This window comes from Acidobacteriota bacterium (assembly GCA_016716905.1).
GTDB lineage: Bacteria > Acidobacteriota > Vicinamibacteria > Vicinamibacterales > SCN-69-37 > SYFT01.
The window spans coordinates 786557-811149 of the sequence record JADJUS010000022.1 but is presented as its reverse complement, the minus strand read 5'-3'; the positions used below and the strand labels follow the sequence as shown (position 1 = coordinate 811149).

Below are 24593 nucleotides of genomic sequence, written 5' to 3'. Positions count from 1 at the left end.
GGCCGATCAGCTCAGCAACTTGAATATGTGGATGGCGGTTCTCGCCGTGGCGAGCGTCGTGGAGATTGCGGCGCTGGCCGCTCTCACCATCTTTGGCTATCGCCTGTACGCGCACAGCCGACGGACGATTGATGAACTGGAGCGCCGCCACATTGAACCGCTCACACGGCGCGTGAACGATGTGCTCGATACCGTCAGCACGGAAGTGGCGCGTATCCGCCACGCCGGTGACCGTGTTCAGCAAACCGTGCAGGGCATCAACGGCGGCCTCAGCCACGCGGCATCGGTCGTGACCTCGACGGTGATGCCCGGCTGGGCGGTCACCAAGGGTGTGCTCGCCGCGGTGTCGTCGTTTCGCGCCGCGGGCAAGGCCGCGCGCTTGAAGCGGCCGGCCCCAAAAGATCGCGACTTAGACAGGTTCGTTAACGAAGGAGGCAATGATGCGTGAAATGAAGACTTTTGAAAATGACAGCAACGGTGGCGGCTTTGTGATGGGGCTGCTGTGTGGCGCCGCGGTAGGCGCGGCCGTTGGGATGCTCCTGGCGCCCAAGGCAGGTGCCGAATTGCGGCAGCAAATTTACGACTCCACAGGGCGGCTTCGCCGGAGCGCGACTGACGGGTACGAAACCGTTTCTCACGCGGTCGACGACCTGGTGGAACGGGGGAAGAAGGCCACGCAGCGTGGCGTGGAGACGTACGAGAACGTGCGACAGACGGCGGTGGACGCCACCAACGCGGCCGCCAAAGCTGTCAACGAACGTATGTAACTAGCGGCTCCACTTCATCGAGAGTGCCAGCACTCCCGGACGCGACACGGCCACGTCGGTGACTTTCACCGGCGTGGCGCTCTCACCCGGCGTATACGTCACGGCGTACTGCGAAAACGAGTTGGCCGCGATGCTGCGCAGGAATGCGCCCAGGTTGGTCTGGCTCGGTCCCTGAAGTACCACCCACCGGCCCCCGGTGTTGGCCGCCAACCCCTTCAGCAGGTTTTCACGGTTGGAATCGCGCCGTGCGCCTTCCTGCAGTGCCACCGACCAGACGATGGCGCCTGACTTGCGCACTTCCTCGGCCACCTGCCTCGCCTGCACGTTCGTGGAGTCGATCGTGGGTTCCATGTTGATGGTCAGAATGACCTTGCGCGTGGTTGGTGGCAACGCCGCCAATGTTTTCGACACCTCGACCAGCGCTTCATTCAACACCGACTCACTGGGTTTGGGCATCAGCTTGCCGAGGCCGGCATCGATCTTCGCCTGCTCGGAGGTGAAGTCCATCACGGTCATGGCGGCTCCGCCAAACTCCACAAACGAAAACTGCGTCTTCGGATCGGCACTCAGCAACAGCGCGGTGAAGGCCTTCACCGCTGTGCGAATGTCATTCACCGCCCGGCCCGCCGCCGGCGTCGTGTCCACCATGATCACGTAGTGAATCGGCTCTGAGGCCCGCTCCACTTTGGCAATGGTGCGCGCCGTGCCGTCTTCCTTGACGCTGAATTCCTCCGGCTTCATGTCGCCGACCGGCGCACCTGTGGAGTCCATGACCGACACATACACCGTGCGCGTCGCCTGTCCGGCCCAAAGCCCAACAGGTGCGGAAGCCGCGATCACAATGAAGCACAGGGTGGGAACGAGATGGCGCAGGCGAGTCATGGTCAATCCTCCGGCTGAGAGTCTACTCTGGAGTGGCCGTTTTCGGTCGCTGGGAGGGCCGACACAATGAACTTCCACTTGTTGGACACGTCCAACCACCGGCGTGCCGAACCTGATTGAGACGCAGACGCTGTCCAGGGCGTTTAACGGCCAGCCAGCCGTCCGTGCCCTCGACTTGGAAGTGCCCGAAGGCGCCGTGTACGCGTTTCTGGGCCCGAACGGAGCCGGCAAGAGCACGTCCATCCGGCTGATCCTCGGGCTGATTCGGCCCGACAGCGGCACCATCACTGTGTTTGGATTGCCTCTGGCCACCGAGCGTCTGGCCGTGCTTCGGCGCGTGGGGTCGCTCGTGGAGATGCCGTCGCTCTACCCGCACCTGACCGCCACCGAGAACCTGGCCATCCCTGCGCGGCTGCTTCAACGTCGGTCAGCTGATATCTCGCGCGTCCTCGAGACCGTCGGTCTCTCAAGTGTCGGCAGGAAGCTGGTCGGAAATTTTTCCCTCGGCATGAGGCAGCGGCTTGGTTTGGCACAGGCACTGCTCGGGCAACCGGAACTGCTGGTGCTTGATGAGCCCACCAATGGCCTGGACCCGGCCGGCATCCACGAGGTACGCCAACTGTTGAAATCTATGCCGTCCGAACACGGAGTGACCGTGTTCCTCTCGAGCCATCTCCTGAGTGAGGTGGAACAACTGGCCACACACGTGGGCATCCTGTCGCAGGGCACGATGGTGTTTCAGGGCGCTGTCGCCGATCTCGCCGCGCGACGCCAGTCACGCTTGCGCGTTATCGTGGACCGTCCGGCCGCCGCCGCCGTCCTTCTGAATGCGCGCGGCTGGTCCACAGATCGGCAGGGTGAGGCGCTGATCGCCGCAGCCACCGCCCCAGCCGCGGCGCTCAACCGGATTCTCGTTGAAGCCGGGTTCGACGTCCATCAGCTCGTGCACGAGGAAGACTCGCTGGAACACATGTTTCTTGGCATGACGCAATCGGAGGTCCGATGATCGGCCTCCAGGCGCTTCCCGCCGTGCTCGCAACTGAGTACATGAAACTGCGGCGCACGTTGGCGCTCCGCATGACCGTGCTGCCGCTGGTGGTGGTCTTCCTCTACTTTCTGCTCGGGATCATGGGCACCTCATCCCTCGTCCGCCAGAATCCCGATGTGTGGGACAGCATTGGCAGGAACAGCATCTCGCTGTGGACGATGCTGATGCTGCCGCTGTTCATTACGCTCGAGACCTCGCTGCTCGCGGGCCTGGAACACACCGATCGCAACTGGAAGTACCTGATGACGATGCCGGTGCCGCGATGGACGGTGTACGTCAGCAAATTCATCGTCACCCTGACACTGGTCGCGATCGCGCACGTCGTGCTCTTCGCCGGCACCATGGTCAGCGGACTGTTGCTCAGGCAGTTTGCTCCAGACCTCAAGATCGTGGCGTTACCGATGGGAGTGGTCGCGTGGCCCCTCCTCAAGATCACCGCTGCAGCCCTGATGGCGGTGGCCATCCAGCATTGGGTGAGCCTGCGATGGCCTTCATTCATCGCCGCGATGGGGTTCGGCATGTGCGCCATGGTCGTCGGCTTCATGGCGGTCAACTCACCGGAATACGGACCCTGGTTTCCGTGGTCGCTCACCCTGCATACGCTGCGACCGCTGCCTGGCGCCGTGATCCACCCGGCCGTGTTCAGCGCCATCGGTGCCGCCGCGATTACCGCGTTCGGCGCGTGGCAATTTGCGCGGCGGGATGTAGCGTAGGATCCCCGTCGTGTTCAAACGGGTCTTCGTGGGATTCGCCGTCCTCGTCGGGCTGGTCGGGCTGATGGCCGTCGTCGGTTGGATGCTTCCCGTCGGCCACACCGCCTCTCGAAGTGCCGTGATCGACGCACTGCCCGCTCGCGTCTTCGGCGCCGTGACCCAGGTGGATCAATACCCGTCCTGGCGCACCGGCGTGACCGCGGTCGAAATCCTGCCCGACGATGGTCGCGGCAGACGGTTTCGGGAAGACGGCAGCAATGGCCCGATCATCTTCAGGATCGAATCGTCAGTCTCGCCGTCTCGGTTCCTCACTCGGATTGATGACCCGGAGCAACCCTTCGGCGGCACGTGGACGTACGACCTTGCTGCGGAAGGCGGCGGCACGCGCCTGACGATTACGGAAGACGGCGAGGTCTACAACCCGATCTTCCGTTTCCTTGCGCGCTACGTCTTCTCGCAGACCGCGACGATGGAGCAGTACCTGGCCGACGTGCAGAAACACGTGTCGGCGCGCTGACTCAGTCCCGCCCCGCCCGGTGCTGATCAATCCGGCGGCGCACGACCGCCAACTCAAGCTCGGCCTTGCTGAGCGCCGTGGCCATTTCCATCCCGCGCAGCTTCGCTGCCGCCAGATCCAGAGGGTGCGCAGTCCCGACCTCTACCCTCGCCGCGATTCGATCCGCGTCCGTGGTGGCCAGGGCGAGCTTGGGTTTCAGCGTGCTGATTTGTTGTTCGGCCTCCGTCTCGAGGACGCGCAGTTCTGCTTCGACTTTGTCCATCTTGCCGCCGAGGAATTGCTGGCGGATCAGGAGCTTTCTGCGGATGGTGTCAATGGACGCCTCCAGGTCCAGAATGCGCGCGCGCGAGACCTCCACCAGGATTGGCTCCATCGTGCCGATCTCTACGCGCCGCTGCACGCTTTCTGCCAGCTTCCGTTCCAGTGCCAGCGTCTTCTCAGGCACTGACAGGGCCACGCGCAACCGTTCGCCGACAAAGTCGCGACCCGAAACGGCCGGCGCTGACAATTCGTTCCGAGGATCCTGGCCGGTAATCCGGACTTCGGCCAGGTCGAGTGCAATGGACTCGATCTGCGCCTGAGCGGCGGCCACGGTGAGGCCGGCGTCCATGATCTGCTGGTCGGTTCCCATCCCGACTTCGAAACGACGCTCAGCGGATGCGAGTTCGGCGGTGGCGAGGGCCAGCCGCTGCTTCGCGAGATCAGAACGTTGCTCAAGGTTCGAGACAATCTGCTCGCGGCGGCCGCTGGCCTGCGCCTCATAGGCGGTTGCGACGGCGGCACCGCCGATGGCCATCGAAATGACCATCGAGGCCGCAATGACCCAGGCCGATCGCCACCACAACTGCTTCGGCGCATCGGCCAGGCGATTGCGGCGGCGCGTCTCAAGGCCTACCTGCCATTCCAGCCGCTTCACAAATTCGTCGTTGGGTTCATGCATGGTCAGTCCCTCCGCAGGATCCGGTCGAGGTGTGTTTTCAGTTTGGCCCGGGCACGTCGAAGCCGGCCTTCGATCGCGCGCTCGGACGTCGAGTGCGCTGTGGCGATTTCGCGCACGGACTTGCCGTCGAAGTAAAACGCTTCAAGGACATCCGCGTGTCCGCGCCGCAACTGGGCCAGGCCCCAGCCAATCACCGCCGCTGAATCCGGGGCAGCGGGCGAGAACCGCTCGTCCTCAATTTCGATCAGCGCGGGATCAATGGACACGGGCCGCCGGCGACGGAAGTGGCTGACCAGGGTGTTATGGGCGACGCGGACCAGCCACGCCATCGGATCGTCAGGCAGTCCACTGGCGGGCCAGCTGTCGAGCGCCCGCATCCATGTTTCCTGCACCAGGTCTTCGGCCAGGCTGCGATCGCCACCCACTCGGCGCGATACGTAGGCGTACAGCGGCCGGATGGTCTCACGGTAGACGCGAAGCACGTCCTCTTCAGCCAGCACACGTCTATTGACGCGCCAAACGGGCTGAAACCCACGCTTTATTTTTACTGCTGGTCTTCCGGCTCGTCCGCCCAGTACTTCGGCCGGCCGTAGTGTTCGTACATCGCGAATTCGTGTTGGCGCTCGAACAACTTGGCTTCGTCGTAGGGCGGCGCGTTCTTGATGGCTTCCCGGCTCAGATCCAGGGTCACCGTCGAGTCCGGCCAGCTCACGCGTTCCACCCACTGGGGTGCGATGAGCACATGATGTCCACCCCACCAGTTGCTCGTGTTGACCACGAAATACCGTATGGCCCACGACTCATCGTCCAGGAGGAAGTTCTCGACGTGGCCGAGGTCGCCATCGGTGGCGAGAATTTGATATCCGACAAGGGCGTCGCAACTCCGCAGGTGCGGGTCCTGCTCGGCGGTGGCTGTTGAAGCGCCTGACTGGCTGGCCAGGGCCGAGGTGCCCGCCAGCATCCCCGGATAGGCACCCGTTCCCCACAGGCCGGTGCCTTCCCAATACACGGGATACCCGTAGTAGCTCAGTTGTTCCTCTTCGTGCTGGCGGGACACCGGCTTCTGCGTATCCACATCCGGGCTGTGTTCCACCCGATCCTTCGTCAGCGACACGGGGAGTTGCTGCAGAGCCCAATCCGGGCGGCCCAGCGACATGGGGGAGATCAGGACCCTCCGGCCCGACAACCAGGTGCCCGTATCCACCACCAGATATCGGACGGCCCAATGACGGTCGTCAACCAGCACGTCCACCACATGACCAATGGGGCCGTCGGTGGCGAGGAGGGCGTAGCCTTTGAGATCTTTGACTGCTCGTAGCATGTTCCGACTGTGCCATGCCGCGCATTTCACGGCTGTCCTGTTGAGCACTCCCGGGCGGGAGGGCCGGCGGGCGTAGAATCTCGTATGCGAATCAGGCACCTCGCTTTCGCCCTGGCCGGCGTGGCCCTCGCCACAACCGGCTGCAATCAGTCGGTGACGCTGTATCAACCGACAGTCCCGCCGGAAGCCCTGATCACCGAGGTGTTGACCGGCACTGTCGCCGCGCCGGTGACCGGCGTGTTGCAGAACACAATCAAAACGTATTCCGTGGGGCAGGGCGGCGGGCAGGTGACCGTGACGCTGACGTCGGCAGCGCAGACCCTTCCCGACGGCTCGGTGCAGCCGACGGTGCCGCTGGGTGTCGGGGCTGGGACGGTGACAGCGGGAGGCGTCTGCATCGTTGGAGCCAATGCGTACGTGGCCGCGACACCTGGGGCAGGACCGCACCTGAGCGGAAGTCTGGCCGCAGGCACGTACTGCATCCAGGTGTCGGGCCTGACGGGTCAGGTGGGCCCAGTGGTGTTCTCGATCACTGTGGTGCACCCGTGAGACGTGCCACCATACGGTGTGCGCGTCAGCGACTTTGATTTTGATCTCCCCGAACGCCTGATCGCGCAGCACCCGCGCGCGCGTGGTGAGTCGCGGCTGCTTGTGGTCGATCGAGCGGCCGGCACGTGGCATGAGTCCCGCGTTGCCGATCTGCCGCGGTGGTTGAAGGCCGGTGACTTGCTGGTGGCCAACGACTCGCGCGTGTTTCCCGCGCGGCTGCTGGGCCGCCGTGTGCCGGGCGGCGGCCGGGCCGAATGTTTGCTGCTGGAGCGCGAAAACGACCTCGGCGAAAACGACCTCAGAGGTCGTTTCGGCGCCAATGCCCACGAAACGACCTCTGAGGTCGTTTTCGGAGGGGTCGTTTTCGAAGTTTGGTCCGCCCTCGTCAAACCCGGCCCGAAATTGCTGGTCGGCGCGCGGATCGACTTCACCGACCCCGCCCGCGCTCCCGGCGTCTCTCTGACCGGCACAATCGAAGCGATCGATGATACCGGCCGCAGGCGCGTGCGCCTCGTCGCCGAGGGCGCATCCGTCGCCGACGCCATCGACCGGCTCGGCCACATCCCGTTGCCGCCCTACATCCGCCGCCCGGATACCGACGACGACCGCGCGCGGTACCAGACGATGTTCTCTCGCGAGCCCGGGTCGATTGCCGCACCTACGGCTGGGCTGCACTTCGATGAGGGCCTCATCGCGGCTTTGCAGGACGCAGGCGTCAGCAAGACGACAGTCACGCTCCATGTCGGCTACGGCACGTTCAAGCCCGTCACGGTGGAAGACACGGCCGATCACCGGGTGGACGCCGAGCGGTATGAAGTGACCGCGGCAACAGCGGAGGCGATCACCCGGGCCAGGGCGGCCGGCGGGCGACTTGTGGCCGTCGGCACCACCACCACACGGGCGCTGGAGTCTGCGGCTCGCGAGACCGGCGCTGTCACCGCCGGATCGGGCCGGACTGAATTGGTCATTACGCCCGGGTATGAGTTCCGGGCCATCGACGCCCTCCTGACCAATTTCCACCTCCCACAGTCGTCCCTGCTGATGCTTGTGGCCGCGTTCACGGGCCGAGACCTCCTTCTGGCCGCGTATCGCGACGCCGTGGCCCGCGACTTTGCCTTCTACAGCTATGGCGACGCGATGCTGATCGTCTAGAGCGGACATGCCGGGTCTGAAGACCCGGCCCCGAGGAGATTTCCGGGCGTTCGGAGGCCGGGTCTTCAGACCCGGCGATCTGGCCTGGACCAGGAGGGCTGAGGTATGATCGAAAGTCTTCGCCGGTGTAGCTCAGTTGGTTAGAGCATGCGGCTCATATCCGCAGGGTCCGGGGTTCAAGTCCCTGCACCGGCACCAACTTTCTTTTTGACCCGTCCCGCCTCGCGGGGCGGGCGGAAATCATGTCCACGATTGACCGCGCCTCGCTTCGATCGTTGTCGGGCCACCGCGTGGCCGCGGCCGTGTCGGGTGGCGCCGATTCGGTGGCCATGGCGCTGTGGCTGCGCGCGCACTCTGGCCAGCCGCCGCACCACTCCACGCTTGCGGGTCTCATCCACGTGAATCACCATCTGCGCGGCGCGGAGTCGGACCGCGATGAGGCCTTCTGCCGTGCGTTGGCCGACCGGCTTGGTGTGCCGATCGATGTGGTGGATGCACCTATTGTCCCGCGCGCCGCTCGGTCACCCGAAGCGGCCGCCCGCGCGTGCCGGTATCGTGCCTTCGCTGCAGCCGCCGCTCGCCTGGGCGCCACGCGCGTCGTGACTGCCCACACGGCGGACGATCAGGCCGAAACGGTGCTCCTGCGCCTGCTTCGCGGCACCGGAAGCCGCGGGCTCTCAGGCATTCGAGCGGAACGTGGCCTGTATGTTCGTCCGCTTCTGGCGTGTCGTCGCCGCGATGTGCGAGCGTGGCTCGAGGCGCGTGGCGAGAGCTGTTGCGAGGACTCCTCAAATGCGGACCGCTCGATCGCCCGCAACCGTGTACGCCACGACCTGCTTCCTGTGATCGAACAGATGGCCCCAGGCGGAGTGGCCGCGCTTGCCCGCGCCGCGGCGCTCGCCGAAGACGACGAGCAGGCGCTGCAGGCGCTCGCTATCGAAGCCGTCCCCGCTGTCGTCTTACAAGTAGACGCGCACGGCGCGGACCTGGAACGGGACCGGCTGGTGGCACTTCCGCCGGCCATCGCGCGGCGCGTGTTGCGGCACGTCCTGGAGCGGCTGGTGCCCCGCGCGCCGTGGCGCGCCGACCATTTTGAGGCGGTGCGGCGGCTGGCGGCCCGAAGTGCCGGGGGCGGCTCGCTCGATTTGCCGGCCGTCCGGGTCGAGCGGGTGTCTAACATCTTGAGGGTGCGGGTCGGCTCCGCGGTCACCGTGCCTCCCTTCGCCTACGTGCTGGCCGCGGATGAAGAAGTGGCTGTTTCCGAAGCCGGCTTCCGGGTCTTAGCCGAAACAGCGGCGTTTCCCGCGCCTGGTGCATCGCAAGGCGGCGACCAGGCGTATTCAGTGGTAGTGCCGCTGGCCGCTTTTCCGCTCACCGTGCGGAACCGACGCCCCGGGGATCGCGTCGCACTAAGTGGGGGCGCTCGGAAGGTGCAGGATCTTATGGTGGATGCGAAGATCCCGCGCTCGGAACGGGACCGTGTGCCGCTCGTAGTGGCGGCAGACGGTCAGATTTTGTGGATGCCAGGCCGCTCGGCGGTGGGGCTACCCAATGCCGGACTCAATGCAGTTGACATGGTAACCTTGAGGTTCAGAAAGCTGGAACGCACATGAATTCGACGATGAGAGGGTTTCTCTTTTGGACGAGCATGTTTGTGCTCGCGGTGCTCGTGTGGCAGGTCACTGCCAACTTCGGGCAGAGCGAGACAACCATCAGCACCACAGAGTTCATGGACCGCCTCAGCAAGAATCAGTTCAGCAAGATTGAAGCGACGGGCAGCCCGAGTGGCACCGAACTTCGCGGATTTCCGCTGGCCGACGACACGCCCGGCAAAATCGTGCGCTCGTATCTGCCCGAAGGGTTCCCGAACTTCTACGACGACGTCAAGAAGTTGAACGTCGAGCTCGTGGGCAAGAAGGAAACCGGAAACACCTGGGCCAACTTCCTGTTCCTGTGGGCCCCGATTCTTTTGATGGTCGGCTTCTGGGTCTTCATGACCCGGCAGATGCAGAGTGGCGGCAACAAGGCCATGTCGTTCGGCAAGAGCCGCGCGAAACTCTCATCGTCCACCCAGAAGAAAGTCACGTTCAAGGAAGTGGCCGGGGCCGATGAGGCCAAGGAAGAGCTGCAGGAGATCATCGAGTTCCTGCGCGAGCCACAGAAGTTCCAGAAGCTCGGCGGCCGCATCCCGAAGGGTGTGCTCCTCATGGGGTCGCCTGGCACGGGCAAAACGCTGATGGCGCGCGCGGTGGCCGGCGAGGCCAACGTGCCGTTCTTCTCGATCAGCGGTTCCGACTTTGTCGAGATGTTCGTCGGCGTCGGCGCGTCGCGCGTGCGCGACCTGTTTGAACAGGGCAAAAAGAACGCGCCGTGCATCGTGTTCATCGACGAAATTGATGCCGTGGGCCGTCACCGCGGCGCCGGCCTTGGCGGCGGTCACGACGAACGCGAACAGACACTCAACCAGTTGCTGGTGGAAATGGACGGCTTCGAGTCCAACGAAGGCGTCATCCTCATCGCCGCCACCAACCGTCCCGACGTGCTCGATCCCGCGCTCTTGCGTCCCGGTCGTTTCGACCGCCGCATCGTGGTGAGCCGCCCCGACGTGAAGGGCCGTGAAGGCATCCTCCAGGTGCACACCAAGAAGATCCCGCTGTCCGACGACGTGGACATCAACGTGATCGCGCGTGGCACGGCGGGGTTCTGTGGCGCCGACCTGGCCAACCTGGTGAACGAAGCGGCCCTCAACGCGGCGCGCTACAACCAGAAGGTCGTTCGGATGAACGACTTCGAGCACGCCAAAGACAAAGTGATGATGGGCGCCGAGCGGCGCTCGATGATCATCACCGAAGAAGAGAAGCGCATCACGGCCGTGCACGAAGCCGGCCACGCGCTGCTGGCCGTGCTGCTGCCGCACGCCGACCCCATCCACAAGGTCACCATCATTCCTCGTGGCATGGCGCTTGGCCTGACGATGCAGTTGCCGACCGACGAGAAGCACAACTACTCGCGTGATTACCTGATGGACCAGATGGCCATCCTGATGGGCGGCCGCATCGCGGAGGAAATCACCAACGGCGGCCTGACTACCGGGGCCGGCAACGACCTGGAACGCGCCACCGAATTGTCGCGCCGGATGGTGTGCGAGTGGGGCATGAGCGATGAGATGGGCCCGCTCACGTTCGGCAAACGCGAAGAGCAGGTGTTCCTGGGCCGCGAGATTTCCCGGCCGCAGGAGTACAGCCAGGAAACGGCGAACCGCATTGACTCGGAAGTGACGCGTTTCGTGCTCACCAATTACGACCGCGCGCGAACGATACTCACCGAGAACAAGTCGGCCTTGCTCAAGATCGCGGACGAACTGCTGGCCCGCGAAGTGCTCGACGCCGACCAGGTGATTCGCCTGGCCAAGGGGATCGATCTGGATGAAGCCAGGCCGACGCCGCCCGTGCCCGCTGGTGATGCAACACGCTCGGAACAGTCTTCTGACCGTCCGCCGATCGTGCCGCCGATTCCCAAGCCGATTGCCCAGGCGTAACTTCGACCTGCCGCTGCCAGGCGGGCACATCCTCAGGCTCGGCGAGCGCACGCTCGTCATGGCCATCATCAACGTCACACCCGACTCGTTTTCGGACGGCGGCCTGCGGGGTAACCCCGCGGTCGCCGTCACCGATGCGCTGCGCCTGGTTGACGAGGGCGCCGACCTGCTCGACATCGGCGGAGAGTCCACACGTCCGGGAGCCGAACCGCTGGACGTCGAAGAGGAATGGCGCCGCGTCGGGCCCGTGCTCAAAGGGCTGCGCGGCCGCACCGCAGTCCCCATCTCCATCGACACCTACAAAGCCGAGATTGCGAGGCGCGCCATCGATGCAGGCGCCACCATCGTCAACGACATCAGCGCGTTTTTGTACGACCCCGCGTTGGCGGGTGTGGTGGCAGACACCGGCGTCGCGGCCATTCTCATGCACAATCGAGGGCGGTCGGCCGCGATGTACCAGCAAGCGCAGTATGCCGACGTGGTGGCCGAGGTTCGCGCCGAGCTCGAGGATCGGGTCAACGTGGCGGTCGCTGCCGGTGTGCGAAGGAGCCAACTGCTGATTGACCCGGGCTTTGGTTTCGCGAAGCAGCCCGAGCACACGATGGCCATGTTGGCGGGCCTGCCCGCGCTGACTGACCTCGGCTGCCCTATCGTGTCGGGGCCGTCGCGCAAGTCGTTCCTGAAGTCTGCGATTGGAGAGCGCCCGCCCGAGGGGCGCGTGTGGGGCACCGCGGCTGCAGTGGCCGCATCAATCTGGCTGGGCGCGCACATCGTGCGCGTGCACGACGTGGCGGCCATGGTGGATGTGGCGCGGGTGACCGACGCCCTCGTTCGCGCCGGCGCGCGGTAGCCTCGCCGCGTCTGATACTCTCTGAACCAGCCCATGGACCAGCTTCTTGCCCTCCTGCAGCGGCCCACGGTGAACTGGTGGGATGTCGTGGACATCCTGGTTGTCTCGATCCTGATCTACGAGAGCCTGAAGCTCATTCGCGGTACGCGAGCCGCGCAGATGGCGTTGGGATCGGCGTTTGTCCTGATTCTGTTTTATGTCTCGCGGCGGTTCCCGCTGCAGACCGTGAACTGGCTCATCCGCAACGTCTTTGTGTATGCCGGCTTTGCGGCCATTGTGTTGTTCCAGTCAGACATTCGGCGTGCGTTGTCGCACCTGGGGCGATCGCCGTTTTTCCGGTACTTCGCGGGATCAAAACAGGCGGACGAGACGATTGAGGAAGTGATGACGGCGGCGGGCCTGCTGGCGCAGCACAAAACCGGCGCTCTGATTGTGCTCGAGCGTGAGATTGGCTTGCGCAACTATGTGGAGAGCGGGATTCCGCTGGATGCGGCCGTCAGCTACGACCTGATCACCACGGTGTTCCAGCCGGGCGCGCCGATGCACGATGGCGCGCTCATCATCACGGAAGATCGCGTGGCCGCGGCCGCGTGTTTTCTGCCGCTCACGGTCAGCTCGAAGTTCGACCGCGATCTTGGAACGCGGCATCGCGCGGCTATCGGAGTGACCGAAGAATCAGACGCGATCGCCGTCGTGATCTCGGAGGAACGCGGCGAAATTTCGCTTGCCTACGACGGCCAGATCGAGCGGGCGTTGACGCCCGAGCGCTTGCGCATCCGTCTCAACGAACTGGTGCTGCATAGACGAGGCAACCGGCTTGGATCGGGCATGGCAGAGGCGATGGGGAAAGGGCCGGTGGCGTGATGGCGTGGCATCCGTTCCGCAACCTTGGTCTGAAGTTCGTGGCGGTTGGCCTGGGCACGTTGTTGTGGCTCACTGTCGGGAGCGAGCACCTGGTGGAGCGCAGTGTGCGCGTGCCCCTGTTGTTTCGCAATGTGCCTGACACACTCGAAATCCTGCCGGATGCCCCGGATTCGGTTGAGGTGCACCTTCGAGGACGCGCCGGCCAGCTCACCGGCGATCAGGCAGACGTGACGGTGTATATCGATCTGGCGGATGGACGACCGGGATCACGCCTGTTCCACTTGCGGACCGACCAGGTGGCAACGCCGTTTGGCGTGGAAGTGACGCAGGTGTTTCCTTCCACCGTCATGTTGACGCTTGAGACCACAGGGACACGCGGGGTTCCGGTAGAGGCCATCGTGGAAGGTGATCCCGCGAATGGGTATGAGGTGGGCAAGGTTACGGTTGAGCCCACCCATGTCGATGTGGTCGGACCTGAGAGCCAGTTGAAAGTGCTGCGCAATGCGATCACCGAGACCGTGATGGTTGATGGCGCCAGCGCGAGTGTGTCGCGGACGGTGAGCATTGGCGTGGTGAACTCGGCGCTGCGCCTGCGCGATCCGCGCACCGCTCGGGTCACCGTCGAGATTCGAAAGAAGAGACCGTAGTGTCAGTGCGCCGGCTGTTTGGTACCGATGGCATTCGTGGCGTCGCCGGGGTGTGGCCGCTCGATCCGCCCACCGTGGCACGTATTGGTGGCGCGGTGGTGCGGTCGCTTGGTCTCGACCGGCCGGCCCGCCTGTTGGTCGGTCGCGATACCCGCGAATCAGGCGAGTGGATCGAGCGGGAGCTGGCGCGGGGCGCGGTGTCGCAGGGCGCCGCCGTTTTGTCCGCGGGAGTGATTCCGACGCCGGGCGTGGCGTACCTCGCGCGGACAGGCGACGTGGACCTGGGCGTGGTGATTTCGGCCTCGCACAATCCGTTTCAGGACAACGGCATCAAGGTGTTTTCGGGCCGGGGCGAAAAATTCGGCGAGGACGTGGAACGGGCGATCGAGGCCATTGTGGCCGATACGTCGTGGACTGTCCCCGCGTCGGGTGAGGCCCGCATCGAGGCTGCGGATCTGATCGCGCCGTATCTGGCACACACCGCTGAGCTGGCACCGGCAGGTGACGGACTGCGCGGCATGCGCATGGCGATCGATTGCGCCAACGGCGCCACCACCACCACGGCAAAGCGATTGTTCGAGTCGCTTGGATGCGTGCTGGTGACGGTGGGTGACGCCCCTGACGGCTGCAACATCAATCTGGCGTGTGGGTCCACGCATCCAGCGCGATTGGCCGCCGAGGTGGTGGCGCACGGGTGCCGCCTTGGTGTGGCGTTTGATGGAGACGGCGACCGCGCGATTCTCGTGGACCATCGCGGCCACATTGTTGACGGCGACGCGCTGCTCTTGATCCTGGGCGCGCACTATCAGCGGCAAGGCCGCCTGACGGCGAACACCGTGGTGGCCACGGTGATGAGCAATCTCGGCCTCGAGATCGCGTTGCGGACCCGGGGCATCACCATGCTGAGAACGCCTGTGGGCGACAAGTACGTGATGGAGGAAATGCTCCGCGGCGGGTACGTGGTGGGCGGCGAGCAGTCGGGCCACGTCATTCTGGCCGAGCATCTGTTTACCGGTGACGGCATGGCGACCGCGCTTGCCATCATGCGCGTGATGGTGGAGACCGGTCGTGAACTGTCGGATCTGGCGGCCGAGCTGGTGTTGTGTCCCCAGACGCTGATGAACGTCCGCGTGCGCGAGCGCGTGGACCTGGAGTCGGTGCCCGCGGTGGCTGACGCCATGGCGCGCGTGCGCGCGGCACTGGGGGACTCTGGCCGTCTGCTGGTGCGGTATTCAGGGACGGAGCCTTTGCTGCGCATCATGATTGAAGGCCAGGATCAGGCCTCGGTTCAGGCGATGGCCGAAGAGATCGCCGATGCGGTGAGGACCACGCTGGCATGACACGTTTAAGCGTCAATGTGAACAAGGTAGCGACGCTGCGCAACGCGCGTGGCGGCGACGTGCCGAATGTCTGCGAGGCGGTGGCCGCCTGCGTGAAGGCCGGCGCGCCAGGCATCACGGTGCATCCGCGCGCCGATGAACGCCACATCACGCGCCGTGACGTGATGCAGGTGGCGGCGCACCTGCGCGAGACGGCCCCCGAAGTGGAGTTCAACATCGAGGGTGACCCCACGGCGGACTTCGTGGATCTGGTGGTGGCCGCGCGCCCGCAGCAGTGCACGTTGGTACCGGTGGTGCCGGGTGAAGTCACGAGCCAGGCCGGGTGGTCGGCGTCCACGTCGCCCGAGCGCCTGCTGGCGGTCATCGCGCGGCTGCACGCCGAAGGCATTCGCGTGAGCGTGTTTGTGGACCCCGAAGAAGCGCCGATTCGTTGGGCCAAGCGGCTCGGGGCCGATCGCGTGGAGCTGTACACCGAGCCTTTTGCGAAGGCGTTCGCGCGCAGCCGCGCCGACGGCCAGTCGAGTTTTGAAACGTATGCCGCCGCGTCTACGCTGGCGCACACACTCGGCCTTGGGGTGAACGCGGGCCACGACCTCGACCTGGCCAATCTCGTGTTGTTCCGCGAACTTCCGCACCTCGACGAAGTGTCAATCGGCCACGCCCTCATCGCACACGCGTTGTACGTCGGCCTCGACCGCGCCGTGCGCGACTACCTGGCCGCCGTTAGCGACAGGTAGATTTCAAGAAGGATCACCATGGAGGACATGAAGATCCATGAAGTGCGCAGGGTTGGGTGCCGCCTTTGGCGGCATGCACGAAGGGAGAAGCGTCACAAATGAACACACCGCAGGAAACGACCGGTGCGTTCATTCGTGACGCTTCTCCCTTCGCGCAGCCCGGCGGAGCCGGGCACCCAACCCCGCGCCTTCTGACAACCACACGTATTTCTTCATGGATCTTCATGGAGCTTCATGGTGGAAACCCGTTAAAATCGGACAGGTGATCAAATGAACCGCGAGTCTCTGGTTTTTGCAATTTCGGGCACGATGTTCGGCCTCCTCGTGGGGTGGATTATTGGCACACAGCAGGGTGCCGGCCCCGCGCCCGCCGCCGCAGTGGCAGCCGCCAATGGCGCGCCCGCCGCACAGATGCCGGCCACGCCGCCGCCGACCCTGGATGTGCAGCGCGCCGCCGACCTTGAACGGCAGGCCAATGCCGCGCCGGCCAACGCCGCGATCCGTGTGGACCTCGGCAACCTCTACTTTGATGCCGAGCGTTTCGACATGGCCATCTCCTGGTACGAGGCCGCGCTCAAGATCGACCCGAAGAACGTGGATGCCAGCACCGACCTGGGGGTGAGCTACTACTCATCGAATCAGATCGATCGGGCCCTCGCGCAATTTGATCACTCGCTGTCGGTGGACCCCGCGCACACCAAGACGTTGCTCAACCAGGGCATCGTGCGCGCCTTCGGCAAACAGGATCTTGAAGGCGCCACGAAGTCGTGGGAGCACCTGGTGTCGATTGCCCCGAACAGCCCGGAAGCCGCGCGCGCGAAGGAAGCGCTCGCCGCCGTGAGTGGCGCGCACCCCGTGACGCCGGGCGCGCCGGCCGCGCCAGCAGGACGAGGCGGCGCAGGCCTGTAGATGGCCCTGATCGGCTGGATCATCCGGATCATTGCGATCCTCATCCTTGTCCGGCTGGTCATGCGGTTCTTCGCCGGCATCGTCCGGGGGTATTCATCACCCGCATCCGGACAATCGCGGCGATCCACCACGCCGGCCACGCGCGAAGGCGGACATCTGGTGCGTGATCCCAACTGCGGCACCTACGTGCCCGTTGGTCGAGCCCTTCGTGAAGGATCGGGCGATTCAGCGATCTACTTCTGTTCTGAAAACTGCCGCAACGCCTGGTCGACTCGCAAAGCGGGCTGACGCGCACCATGGCCACGCACGAAGATCAGCTGCGTCTGGACATCGTAGAGGTCGGCCGCAGGTTGTGGACGCGCGGCTTCGTCGCCTCCAACGACGGCAATATCAGCGTCCGCCTGCCTGGCGGCCGCTTGCTCATGACGCCCACCAGCGTGTCGAAGGGGTTCATGACCCCCGAGATGATGGTGGTCACCGACATGGACGGCCGGTTGCTCGCCGGGGAACCCGGACGCAAGGCGTCTTCCGAAATCCTGATGCACCTGACGGCCTATCGACATCGGCCGGACGTCCACGCCGTGGTGCACGCCCATCCGCCGCTCGCCACGGGCTTCGCCGTCGCCGGCATTCCCCTCGACCGCGCCGTGCTGGCCGAGGTCGTCACCACGCTCGGCAGCATTCCCATCGCCGAATACGGCACACCGTCCACGCCAGAACTGTCCGCCTCGGTGGAGCCGTACGTCCGCTCCCACGACGCGCTCCTGCTGGCCAACCATGGCGCGCTGGCCCTGGGCAAAGACCTGTTTGCCGCGTATTACAAGATGGAGACCATCGAGCACTTCGCGCGCATCAGCCTGGTGGCGCGCCTGCTCGGCCGCGAGCACCTGCTCTCGCGCGAGGAAGTGGACCGCCTTCAGGCGCTGCGCGGCATGTATGGCATCGCCTCACCGGCGCCCGTCTGCACGGATCCGCCCCCAGGCGACGACCCGGGATGCCAGGTCCTACAGGCGCCGTCCGCGCCCGGCGAACAGCTCGTCCTGGACACATCGGTGGCCGGCGGGCGAGTCACCGTAGGTAATACCGGGGAGATTCAGTTAACATACGGCGAGTTGACGACGCTGATCGAGGGCGCCGTTCGACACCTCACGGCCCGCACGATGGCGTGAGTCCGACTTGAGCAGATGGAGGTTCCATGGGTGAGGCACTCGGAATGGTCGAGACAAAGGGGTTGGTCGCGATGATCGAAGCGGCCGACGCGATGGTCAAGGCCGCCAAAGTGACACTGGTCGGATGGGAAAAGATCGGCGCGGGTTACGTCACGGCGATCGTCCGCGGCGACGTCGCGGCGGTCAAGGCCGCCACTGACGCCGGCGCGGCAGCGGCACGCCGTGTGGGTGAACTGGTGTCGGTGCACGTCATTCCGCGTCCACACGCGAACCTCGAGGACGTGCTGCCGATCGGCAAAGCGGCGAAGTAGGCGGCGGGATGATTCTCGCCAAGGTCGTCGGCACGGTCGTCGCGACCCGCAAAAGACGAGCGGCTCGTGGCCAGCAAGTTGCTGGTGGCGCGGCCGCTCGACGCGTCTGGGAACCCTGACGGCAACTACCTGGTCGCGGTCGATACCGTGGACGCCGGCGTGGGCGAGACGGTACTCATCGTCTCCGGCAGCTCCGCGCGGATGGCGCAAGGGTTCAAAGACTCTCCCATCGACGCGGCCATCATCGGCATCGTCGATCACGTGGATACGCCCGGCGTGCCCAGCGCGCCCCCACCCCCAGCAAAGAAGTAGTCGTGCAGCTCGCGAGAGTGATCGGCAACGTGGTGGCCACGGTGAAAGACCCGAACCTGGGCGGACACACACTGCTCATGCTTCAACCCATCTCGCCCGATCGCAAGCCCGTGGGTCGCGCGGTAGTCGCGCTTGACGCCATGGGCGCCGGCGTGGGCGAGCACGTGTTTTTTGTTCGCGGACGTGAAGCCACCTTTCCGTTCTTTCCCGGCGAACCGCCCGCCGACGCCTGTGTCGTGGGCATCGTCGATTCCTGGGACGTGGAATAGGCCGGCCATGCAGATCGGGCGCGTGATCGGGACGCTGGTGGCGACCAGAAAACACCACAAGATTGAGGGCGCGAAGCTGCTGTTCGTGCAGCCGCTCACGCTCGAAGGCGCGCCGAAGGGGACGGCGGTGCTGACCATTGATTCGGTGGGCGCCGGAGTGGGTGAGACGGTGCTGATCGTGATTGAGGGCAAAGCCGCCGGTGATGCCCTGCGGCGCAAGGCGGCGCCTGTGGACGCGGCGATCATCGGCATTGTGGATACTCTGACGGTAGAGGCATGAACGAAGCTGAACTCCGGTCCCTCGTGCGCACGGCTGTGGCCCGGCATCTGGGTCATGCACCGCCTGCGCCAGTGCCAGGCCGTGGCGCCGTCCGTCGGCATGCTCCACTGACCTTCTCTCCAGCCGCGCCGTATGCGCCGGGCTCGTCAACGTTACGGAAGATTGCCTGATTGAGCCCGCCGTGAAGTGCGATCACTGTGGCTACTGCAAGTCGCATGGGCACTAGGAACTGGGGAACTGGGAAACTGGGGAAATTGGGAACTGAGGAACTTGGGAACTGGTGGAGACGGGGTTGACACGTTCGAACGTTGTACCGGTGCTCAAGGCTATCGGCAAAGCGATCCGGTCGATGGAGGAACCGGCCGTTGAGAAGATCGCTGAAGAGACGCACGACGATCCGTTTCGGGTGCTCATCGCCACATTGCTTTCGGCGCAGACGAAGGACGCTGTGACCGCCGGGGCGTCGGCCAGGCTCTTCAAGGTGGCGCACACGCCAAAGACGATGGCGGTGCTGACGGTGGCGCGAATCGAGCGGCTGATTTATCCCGTCAGTTTTTATCGGACCAAGGCGCGTCATGTGAAGCAGGCGTGCCGGCAGATCCTGGATGACTTCGGCGGTGTGGTGCCGCGCACCATGGAAGAGTTGCTGACGCTGGCCGGTGTGGGCCGGAAGACCGCGAATCTCGTGCTGATTCTGTCGCATGCGAGCCAGGACAACATTTGCGTGGATACCCACGTCCATCGCATCTCGAATCGCCTGGGCTGGGTGAAGACGCGCACGCCCGATCAGACCGAGCAGGCGTTGTATCGGGTGGTGCCGCGCAAGTGGTGGCCCGATGTAAATTTGTATCTGGTCACGTGGGGCCAGAATGTGTGCAAGCCGGTGTATCCACGGTGCCGCGCGTGTGTGGTGTCGGCGTTGTGTCCCCGCAAGGGTGTGACACGGGAGAGTCGCGCATGAAACGAGGGTCTTTCGTCGGGCGGCCTGAACCTCAAGGCCGCCAACTGCTCTTGATAATGGCCTCCGTGGTGGTGGCGGGGAGTGCGCTGGTGCTTGCTCTGCCGGCGCCCGCGGTCGGGCCTGCGCCCGTGCCTGCGAGCCAGGCGGCCGGAAATCCCACGCTGGTGCTCGACACCGTGAGGGGCGTGATCGAGATTGAGTTGCTGCGTGGAGATGCCCCGAAGAGCGTGGACTTTATCGTGGCCCTGGTTGAAAAAAACTTCTATCGCGGACTCAGGTTCCATCGCGCGGAGCGTGGCCTCGTGCAGGTGGGGGATTCGGCATCGCGGGATGTCACGAGGAAGGATTGGTGGGGGCGCAGCGCCCCGACCTCGACGATCGGCGTGGCCGAGATCTCCAAAAAGTTGATCCACGTACGGGGCATCGTGGGCCTCGCGCACACCGGCAATCCTCAGCTTGCAGGCAGCCAGTTCTACATCATGAAAGAAGCCAGCCCATCGTTGAACGGCAAGTACACGATCATCGGGCGGGTGCGCGTGGGCATGCCTGTGGTCGATACGCTGAAGTTCGCCGACGTCCTCAAGCAGGCGACGATCAAAGAGGCAGCCCCGAAGTAGTGACGATCCCTTCAAGGTCGGGGTACCGGTTCACCATTTCACGTTCATAAAGACCGGGCACGGTCTGGCCGAGCTGGGACTTGAGCACGGCCGCGTTCGCCACGGCCTTGGCCGAAAAGTGATTGTTCATGAAGGCCATCACCTTCCGGCCCGCCTGGGCCGCCTCAGTGGCCGCTGCCGCGAACGGCTGCAACTCCGCCGGCGAATACAGATAGTTGTACCTGTCCTCCGCCTTTTCATGGTTCCACCACGCGTCGGCGTTCCGTCCGTGCATCCGGACATAGAGGGGGACGGGTGTGTTTTCCACAGAAATCGCGGTTTGGGGACGGTCTCGACGGTGAAGCTGCGTCGAGACCTGTCCCAAACACCCTCTCTGCCCTGTCCGGGCTGTCCGCCATCACCAACCCCGCGCGGCCGGAGGCGAGACGCGCGAGGTTTCGGCGCCGGGTGCGAACCAGGGCGATGGCGCAGTTCCACGGCGATGGGGTAGCCGGCGAACGCTTCGAGCACCCACGACAGGTAATCGCGCATCGGCTCGTCGGCGTGGAAGCTCGAGGGAACTGCACGAGCATCGCCGCCATCCGCCCCGCATCCACCAGCGGCGCGACGCCCGCGCGGAACGCGTCCACGTCGCCTAGCGAAAGGCTCCAATCCTTCACCCCAGCCCGCGCCAGATACATGTCCGGGTGCGTGAACTTCTGAAACAACTTGATCGCGAACTGGAAATCCGCAGGCGTGCGGCCGATCCACTTGCCGACCAATCCCGGATCCGGCATCCGGTAGAAGGTCGAGTTCACTTCAACGATGTCGAAATGCTCGGCGTAGTAGCGCAATTCATCAAACCCGCGCGGCCGCCGCGCAGGATAGAACACCCCATTCCACGTGCCGTTGCCCGTGGGGTAGTTCCAGCCGGAGGTGCCGACGCGGATGCTCATCCTTCAGCCATGATGCCATCAGGAGCACGCACACAGTGACGAATGCTGCTTTGGCTTCGGGACCTGCTGCAAAATGTCATGGGTCTCAGTGGGCCTGGCTCAGTCGGGCCTTCTGCCGCAACCACCCGGCCGATCGAATAGAGTGCACTGACGCCGCCTGCATCAGGTCTCTTGGATTCTCGCCATTGGGCATGAATGGCACAGGGAAATTGTGGTGAAAGACAAGCTGAATTCTCAGTCCGTCATCTTGCTGTTGCTCATCGCCGTTGCGGCATTGCTGCGTTTTTACGGCCTGGACGACAGGGGGCTTTGGGGAGACGAGTCCTGGTCCTGGTTCCAAGCCAACGGGTCCCTTCTTCACACGTGGAGGGCGGTTTCCGCAGACGTCCATCCGCCGCTCTTCCACATCATTCTGAATTTCAGTGTCCGCGTTCTGGGTGACTCTGAGACGGCTTTGCGCGTGCCGTCTGCCCTCCTGGGCACATTGGCGGTGTGGTTGACCTATCAACTGGGCACGTTGCTTTGGGATCGGACCACGGGTTTCCTGGCGGCCTTGATGGCCACGTTTTCGGGCTTTCTGATCTGGTATTCGCAGGAAGCAAGAATGTATGCCTTGCTGTCGTGCACCGCGATGGGCTTCGTGCTCACGACCATTCATGCGACGCGTACGCCATCGGGCAGACGGTTGGCCCTGAACGGACTCGCCGGGGCGTTGTTGCTCTATACCCATGTGTACGGAAGTTTCATCTTTGCCGGGGTCAATGCGTTTGTCTTTCTGGCGCTGCTGTCGAGAAGGGAATGGCCTCGCGTACCGATTAAACACTGGCTGTTGGCGCAAGGGGCCGCGGTCGTGGCTTTTTCGCCATGGGTCATCAAATTGCTCAGCAAGGCAAGTGAGATGAGCCACAACGGGTTCTGGATTCCAAGTTTGTCGACAGCGTTTGTGGAAACGCATTTGGTGCAGATGGCAGGCGGCACGGCGGCACTTGTCGCTCTGGTCCTGTTGAGTCTGTTGGCGGTTTCATCCATCAAACCGATCAACCGTGCCCCAAGCGTCCGCAAATCGGCAACCGGCTCTCTCGACCGACTTACTGCGGCATTTGCGATGGATTGGCGCATCGGGCTCACTGTGGCATGGTGCGTGTCGTCCCTGGTATTCGGCATCCTGGCCTCTCTCGCCATCGATCAGAATGTCTTCTACGACCGTTACATGTCTGGGTCGTTCCCGGCCCTCTTGCTCCTCGCTGCCCTGGGCCTGAGGAAGCTTCAAGACACCATACCGCTGATGCTTCCGGCTGCGCTGGTGACGGTGATGAGTTTCATACCCCAGTTCCTGGGGTCGCCCAGCTTTCACATCAGTCACGTCCGGGAAATGATTTCCGACCTCAAGCCCAAATTGCTCAGGGGGGATCGAGTTCTTGTCATCAAGGGCTGGCAATATCCTCTGTTTGAGTACTATCTCCGCGGCGTTGATGCGGCTCACTTCATCAGCGTGGGTGACACCGAGAGCGAGAGTTCTGCGACAGCAATCGCCAGTGAATTTTCGCAACAGAATCGTGTGTGGATACTCGGCGAGGACCTCAGCCCGACAGAAACCAGAAGATTGGTCGAGCAGGTGCCGGCGACCTACGAACTGATCGATTCGCGCGAATACCATGAACCCGAGGATCGGGCCTACTTGTTTCAGCGAAAAGCTGCTCGACAGTAACGGGAGCTCCGCTCGGGACGAGGAATTGGCTCAGTGGGGGACGTTCGGGCATGGTGCGCTCACACGGCGCGGGTATACTTCGCCAGAACAGTCGCCCTGAACAGGTGCTGCGGAGGGGGCCCCATCACGATAGACGATTGGTCTCAAGTTGGAGCAGGTGCCGATTTGGCCGTACCCCTTCAATTGTTGACGGCCGTGTGTGCGTCTCTGGAGCGGAACGACCACTCCGAGGTTCGTCGTCTTCTTGCCCAGGGTCACGTTCACTGGCCCACGTTGACAGCTCTTGCCGACGACCATCGCCTGACCGGTTACCTCTGGGCGAGTCTGCACGTACGGACGTTTGCGGACATCGTTCCCCAGGGGTTCCTGTCTCACGCGCGGCATGTCTATCTGCAGCAGTGGTCCTGGAATGGACGGCTGTTCCGTGAAATGGAGCGCATCGCCGGCCAGCTCGAGTCTCGGGGGATGCCCTGTCTCTTCTTCAAGGGACCGCTGCTTGCCAACTCGCTTTACCCGCAACTCGGCAGTCGGGCCACTCACGACATCGACCTCCTGATTCCCGAGTCTGTGACGACGGACTACGCTTCGGCCTTCGACGCTCTCGGCTATCGTCGTCGCTCTCGACTCCTGCTGCCCATGACGTTATCGCGGCGAGTGCTGTATCAGCTGGAGTACGAGAGCGAGACCTTTGCCCTTGAGCCGCACTGGAGTCTGCAGCGGCATCCATCACTCACACTTGATCACGAGCGCATGTGGCGCGAACGCACGGAGAGGCAGACGCCTGGCGGCGCGCCACTACAGGGCTTGTCGGATGAATACACGCTGCTGGCCAACATCCTCTCGGTTCCTTCCGACCTGCAGAACGGATCCCTGAAGCTACGAACGTTCTTCGAGATCCACCTGCTGCAGCGGCGCTTCCCAGCCGAGTACGACTGGGCCGCCTTCTGGGAACGACGCCAGGCCGAGCACACAGCACGTGTCTGCCGGATCGTCTTCGCTGTTTCGCGCGGCCTGTTTGGTCCTGTGACAATCGAGCCTGGGCCTGCGGCGCCTATCGGCGCTGCCGAGGGCACTCTCGCGAGGCAATTGCTGGCCCAGGTGCTGGCCCCGGATGCCCGTGAGTGGCCACGAAAACGCCTGGCCTGGGGGCTGTTCGACTCGCCGCTGCCGGTCTCGCTGATCTGGTGGGCGCTGACGCTGCCGGTACGCGCCCTCGCGCATCCGGGCGTCACGGGGCGCCGCCTGAGCCGGTGAGCG

General features: G+C 64.2%; 30 protein-coding genes, 1 tRNA gene and 1 pseudogene. 26 read left to right on the top strand and 6 right to left on the bottom strand.

Features of this window, described 5'->3' with window-relative positions; translation table 11 throughout:
• Positions 1–31 precede the first annotated feature (31 nt).
• Both IPL75_19595 and IPL75_19590 read left to right on the top strand, forming a co-directional pair.
• Positions 32–448 carry a hypothetical protein gene (locus IPL75_19595; GenBank protein MBK9242400.1) on the top strand — a complete coding sequence of 139 codons (417 nt, stop codon included), beginning with the start codon at positions 32–34 and terminating at the stop codon, positions 446–448.
• Between the two features lies 1 nt (position 449).
• Positions 450–767, top strand: coding sequence for a YtxH domain-containing protein (locus IPL75_19590; protein ID MBK9242399.1), 318 nt, complete (start codon positions 450–452; stop codon positions 765–767).
• Here IPL75_19590 and IPL75_19585 read toward each other — a convergent pair whose 3' ends face one another.
• Positions 768–1649, bottom strand: coding sequence for a hypothetical protein (locus IPL75_19585; GenBank protein MBK9242398.1), 882 nt, complete (start codon positions 1647–1649; stop codon positions 768–770).
• A gap of 103 nt (positions 1650–1752) precedes the next feature.
• Between IPL75_19585 and IPL75_19580 the strand changes: the two genes are divergently transcribed.
• From IPL75_19580 to IPL75_19570, 3 genes are read left to right on the top strand one after another with little or no spacing between them, the layout of a single operon-like run.
• A complete protein-coding gene (locus tag IPL75_19580) occupies positions 1753–2655 on the top strand; it encodes an ABC transporter ATP-binding protein (GenBank protein ID MBK9242397.1) in 903 nt (300 codons plus the stop codon).
• On the top strand, positions 2652–3410 hold the full coding sequence (locus IPL75_19575) for an ABC transporter permease (GenBank protein MBK9242396.1): 759 nt from the start codon (positions 2652–2654) through the stop codon (positions 3408–3410). The genes IPL75_19580 and IPL75_19575 overlap by 4 nt, the downstream gene beginning before the upstream one ends.
• 10 nt (positions 3411–3420) lie before the next feature.
• Positions 3421–3927 carry an SRPBCC family protein gene (locus IPL75_19570; GenBank protein ID MBK9242395.1) on the top strand — a complete coding sequence of 169 codons (507 nt, stop codon included), beginning with the start codon at positions 3421–3423 and terminating at the stop codon, positions 3925–3927.
• A 1-nt stretch (position 3928) separates the two neighbouring features.
• Here IPL75_19570 and IPL75_19565 read toward each other — a convergent pair whose 3' ends face one another.
• Genes IPL75_19565 through IPL75_19555 form a run of 3 tightly spaced genes read right to left on the bottom strand, consistent with a single transcriptional unit; the run spans position 3929 to position 6188 of the window.
• Positions 3929–4867 (bottom strand): hypothetical protein, encoded by a 939-nt coding sequence (locus tag IPL75_19565; GenBank protein ID MBK9242394.1) that lies wholly within the window; start codon positions 4865–4867, stop codon positions 3929–3931.
• A gap of 2 nt (positions 4868–4869) precedes the next feature.
• Positions 4870–5367: a sigma-70 family RNA polymerase sigma factor gene (locus IPL75_19560; GenBank protein MBK9242393.1), complete on the bottom strand. Its 498-nt coding sequence runs from the start codon at positions 5365–5367 to the stop codon at positions 4870–4872.
• Positions 5368–5411: 44 nt separating this feature from the next.
• Complete coding sequence (locus IPL75_19555) at positions 5412–6188, bottom strand: PRC-barrel domain-containing protein (GenBank protein MBK9242392.1); 777 nt, start codon at positions 6186–6188, stop codon at positions 5412–5414.
• A gap of 84 nt (positions 6189–6272) precedes the next feature.
• Here IPL75_19555 and IPL75_19550 point away from each other — a divergent pair, with 84 nt between their 5' ends.
• From IPL75_19550 to IPL75_19460, 19 genes and pseudogenes are all read left to right on the top strand, one after another.
• Positions 6273–6737 carry a hypothetical protein gene (locus IPL75_19550; protein MBK9242391.1) on the top strand — a complete coding sequence of 155 codons (465 nt, stop codon included), beginning with the start codon at positions 6273–6275 and terminating at the stop codon, positions 6735–6737.
• 18 nt (positions 6738–6755) lie between these two features.
• Positions 6756–7889 (top strand): tRNA preQ1(34) S-adenosylmethionine ribosyltransferase-isomerase QueA, encoded by a 1134-nt coding sequence (queA, locus tag IPL75_19545; protein MBK9242390.1) that lies wholly within the window; start codon positions 6756–6758, stop codon positions 7887–7889.
• A gap of 121 nt (positions 7890–8010) precedes the next feature.
• A tRNA-Met gene (locus IPL75_19540) sits at positions 8011–8087 on the top strand.
• A gap of 44 nt (positions 8088–8131) precedes the next feature.
• Complete coding sequence (gene tilS, locus IPL75_19535) at positions 8132–9502, top strand: tRNA lysidine(34) synthetase TilS (protein ID MBK9242389.1); 1371 nt, start codon at positions 8132–8134, stop codon at positions 9500–9502.
• Positions 9499–11427 (top strand): ATP-dependent zinc metalloprotease FtsH, encoded by a 1929-nt coding sequence (gene ftsH, locus IPL75_19530; GenBank protein ID MBK9242388.1) that lies wholly within the window; start codon positions 9499–9501, stop codon positions 11425–11427. Before tilS ends, ftsH begins: the two co-directional genes overlap by 4 nt.
• A complete protein-coding gene (gene folP / locus IPL75_19525; GenBank protein ID MBK9242387.1) occupies positions 11351–12277 on the top strand; it encodes a dihydropteroate synthase in 927 nt (308 codons plus the stop codon). The genes ftsH and folP overlap by 77 nt, the downstream gene beginning before the upstream one ends.
• A 33-nt stretch (positions 12278–12310) precedes the next feature.
• On the top strand, positions 12311–13141 hold the full coding sequence (locus IPL75_19520; GenBank protein MBK9242386.1) for a TIGR00159 family protein: 831 nt from the start codon (positions 12311–12313) through the stop codon (positions 13139–13141).
• Positions 13141–13788 (top strand): YbbR-like domain-containing protein, encoded by a 648-nt coding sequence (locus IPL75_19515; protein ID MBK9242385.1) that lies wholly within the window; start codon positions 13141–13143, stop codon positions 13786–13788. The genes IPL75_19520 and IPL75_19515 overlap by 1 nt, the downstream gene beginning before the upstream one ends.
• 5 nt (positions 13789–13793) lie before the next feature.
• On the top strand, positions 13794–15128 hold the full coding sequence (gene glmM, locus IPL75_19510) for a phosphoglucosamine mutase (GenBank protein MBK9242384.1): 1335 nt from the start codon (positions 13794–13796) through the stop codon (positions 15126–15128).
• Positions 15125–15865, top strand: coding sequence for a pyridoxine 5'-phosphate synthase (locus IPL75_19505; GenBank protein MBK9242383.1), 741 nt, complete (start codon positions 15125–15127; stop codon positions 15863–15865). The genes glmM and IPL75_19505 overlap by 4 nt, the downstream gene beginning before the upstream one ends.
• 309 nt (positions 15866–16174) lie before the next feature.
• Positions 16175–16774, top strand: coding sequence for a tetratricopeptide repeat protein (locus IPL75_19500; protein ID MBK9242382.1), 600 nt, complete (start codon positions 16175–16177; stop codon positions 16772–16774).
• On the top strand, positions 16775–17062 hold the full coding sequence (locus IPL75_19495; protein ID MBK9242381.1) for a hypothetical protein: 288 nt from the start codon (positions 16775–16777) through the stop codon (positions 17060–17062).
• Positions 17063–17070: 8 nt separating this feature from the next.
• Positions 17071–17943 (top strand): class II aldolase/adducin family protein, encoded by an 873-nt coding sequence (locus IPL75_19490; protein MBK9242380.1) that lies wholly within the window; start codon positions 17071–17073, stop codon positions 17941–17943.
• 26 nt (positions 17944–17969) lie between these two features.
• Positions 17970–18254 carry an ethanolamine utilization microcompartment protein EutM gene (gene eutM, locus IPL75_19485; GenBank protein MBK9242379.1) on the top strand — a complete coding sequence of 95 codons (285 nt, stop codon included), beginning with the start codon at positions 17970–17972 and terminating at the stop codon, positions 18252–18254.
• Between the two features lie 8 nt (positions 18255–18262).
• A pseudogene (locus tag IPL75_19480) lies at positions 18263–18566 on the top strand (EutN/CcmL family microcompartment protein).
• Positions 18567–18568: 2 nt separating this feature from the next.
• A complete protein-coding gene (locus tag IPL75_19475) occupies positions 18569–18835 on the top strand; it encodes a EutN/CcmL family microcompartment protein (GenBank protein ID MBK9242378.1) in 267 nt (88 codons plus the stop codon).
• 7 nt (positions 18836–18842) lie between these two features.
• The gene (locus IPL75_19470) at positions 18843–19115 is read left to right on the top strand and encodes a EutN/CcmL family microcompartment protein (protein MBK9242377.1); all 273 of its coding nucleotides are present in this window, start codon (positions 18843–18845) and stop codon (positions 19113–19115) included.
• Positions 19116–19464: 349 nt separating this feature from the next.
• Complete coding sequence (locus tag IPL75_19465; GenBank protein MBK9242376.1) at positions 19465–20076, top strand: endonuclease III; 612 nt, start codon at positions 19465–19467, stop codon at positions 20074–20076.
• Positions 20073–20693: a peptidylprolyl isomerase gene (locus IPL75_19460; protein ID MBK9242375.1), complete on the top strand. Its 621-nt coding sequence runs from the start codon at positions 20073–20075 to the stop codon at positions 20691–20693. The genes IPL75_19465 and IPL75_19460 overlap by 4 nt, the downstream gene beginning before the upstream one ends.
• Here IPL75_19460 and IPL75_19455 read toward each other — a convergent pair.
• Both IPL75_19455 and IPL75_19450 read right to left on the bottom strand, forming a co-directional pair.
• The gene (locus IPL75_19455) at positions 20671–20967 is read right to left on the bottom strand and encodes a DUF72 domain-containing protein (GenBank protein MBK9242374.1); all 297 of its coding nucleotides are present in this window, start codon (positions 20965–20967) and stop codon (positions 20671–20673) included. The two genes, IPL75_19460 and IPL75_19455, sit on opposite strands and share 23 nt — an antisense overlap.
• The gene (locus IPL75_19450; protein MBK9242373.1) at positions 20930–21628 is read right to left on the bottom strand and encodes a DUF72 domain-containing protein; all 699 of its coding nucleotides are present in this window, start codon (positions 21626–21628) and stop codon (positions 20930–20932) included. Before IPL75_19450 ends, IPL75_19455 begins: the two co-directional genes overlap by 38 nt.
• Positions 21629–21839: 211 nt before the next feature.
• On the opposite strand from IPL75_19450, the gene IPL75_19445 reads away from it, so the two are divergent.
• On the top strand, positions 21840–23336 hold the full coding sequence (locus tag IPL75_19445) for a glycosyltransferase family 39 protein (protein ID MBK9242372.1): 1497 nt from the start codon (positions 21840–21842) through the stop codon (positions 23334–23336).
• 273 nt (positions 23337–23609) lie between these two features.
• On the top strand, positions 23610–24590 hold the full coding sequence (locus IPL75_19440) for a nucleotidyltransferase family protein (protein ID MBK9242371.1): 981 nt from the start codon (positions 23610–23612) through the stop codon (positions 24588–24590).
• Positions 24591–24593 lie beyond the last annotated feature (3 nt).

What these genes read in the sequence shown, in the direction of transcription:
- IPL75_19595 (MBK9242400.1), top strand. Translation starts at nt 32, where the DNA reads ATGGCGGTTCTCGCCGTGGCGAGCGTCGTGGAGATTGCGGCGCTGGCC.
- IPL75_19590 (MBK9242399.1), top strand. Translation starts at nt 450, where the DNA reads ATGAAGACTTTTGAAAATGACAGCAACGGTGGCGGCTTTGTGATGGGG.
- IPL75_19585 (MBK9242398.1), bottom strand. Translation starts at nt 1,649, where the DNA reads ATGACTCGCCTGCGCCATCTCGTTCCCACCCTGTGCTTCATTGTGATC.
- IPL75_19575 (MBK9242396.1), top strand. Translation starts at nt 2,652, where the DNA reads ATGATCGGCCTCCAGGCGCTTCCCGCCGTGCTCGCAACTGAGTACATG.
- IPL75_19565 (MBK9242394.1), bottom strand. Translation starts at nt 4,867, where the DNA reads ATGCATGAACCCAACGACGAATTTGTGAAGCGGCTGGAATGGCAGGTA.
- IPL75_19555 (MBK9242392.1), bottom strand. Translation starts at nt 6,188, where the DNA reads ATGCTACGAGCAGTCAAAGATCTCAAAGGCTACGCCCTCCTCGCCACC.
- IPL75_19550 (MBK9242391.1), top strand. Translation starts at nt 6,273, where the DNA reads ATGCGAATCAGGCACCTCGCTTTCGCCCTGGCCGGCGTGGCCCTCGCC.
- tilS (MBK9242389.1), top strand. Translation starts at nt 8,132, where the DNA reads ATGTCCACGATTGACCGCGCCTCGCTTCGATCGTTGTCGGGCCACCGC.
- ftsH (MBK9242388.1), top strand. Translation starts at nt 9,499, where the DNA reads ATGAATTCGACGATGAGAGGGTTTCTCTTTTGGACGAGCATGTTTGTG.
- folP (MBK9242387.1), top strand. Translation starts at nt 11,351, where the DNA reads ATGCAACACGCTCGGAACAGTCTTCTGACCGTCCGCCGATCGTGCCGC.
- IPL75_19520 (MBK9242386.1), top strand. Translation starts at nt 12,311, where the DNA reads ATGGACCAGCTTCTTGCCCTCCTGCAGCGGCCCACGGTGAACTGGTGG.
- IPL75_19515 (MBK9242385.1), top strand. Translation starts at nt 13,141, where the DNA reads ATGGCGTGGCATCCGTTCCGCAACCTTGGTCTGAAGTTCGTGGCGGTT.
- IPL75_19505 (MBK9242383.1), top strand. Translation starts at nt 15,125, where the DNA reads ATGACACGTTTAAGCGTCAATGTGAACAAGGTAGCGACGCTGCGCAAC.
- IPL75_19500 (MBK9242382.1), top strand. Translation starts at nt 16,175, where the DNA reads ATGTTCGGCCTCCTCGTGGGGTGGATTATTGGCACACAGCAGGGTGCC.
- IPL75_19495 (MBK9242381.1), top strand. Translation starts at nt 16,775, where the DNA reads ATGGCCCTGATCGGCTGGATCATCCGGATCATTGCGATCCTCATCCTT.
- IPL75_19490 (MBK9242380.1), top strand. Translation starts at nt 17,071, where the DNA reads ATGGCCACGCACGAAGATCAGCTGCGTCTGGACATCGTAGAGGTCGGC.
- eutM (MBK9242379.1), top strand. Translation starts at nt 17,970, where the DNA reads ATGGGTGAGGCACTCGGAATGGTCGAGACAAAGGGGTTGGTCGCGATG.
- IPL75_19470 (MBK9242377.1), top strand. Translation starts at nt 18,843, where the DNA reads ATGCAGATCGGGCGCGTGATCGGGACGCTGGTGGCGACCAGAAAACAC.
- IPL75_19465 (MBK9242376.1), top strand. Translation starts at nt 19,465, where the DNA reads ATGGAGGAACCGGCCGTTGAGAAGATCGCTGAAGAGACGCACGACGAT.
- IPL75_19460 (MBK9242375.1), top strand. Translation starts at nt 20,073, where the DNA reads ATGAAACGAGGGTCTTTCGTCGGGCGGCCTGAACCTCAAGGCCGCCAA.
- IPL75_19455 (MBK9242374.1), bottom strand. Translation starts at nt 20,967, where the DNA reads ATGCACGGACGGAACGCCGACGCGTGGTGGAACCATGAAAAGGCGGAG.
- IPL75_19450 (MBK9242373.1), bottom strand. Translation starts at nt 21,628, where the DNA reads ATGAGCATCCGCGTCGGCACCTCCGGCTGGAACTACCCCACGGGCAAC.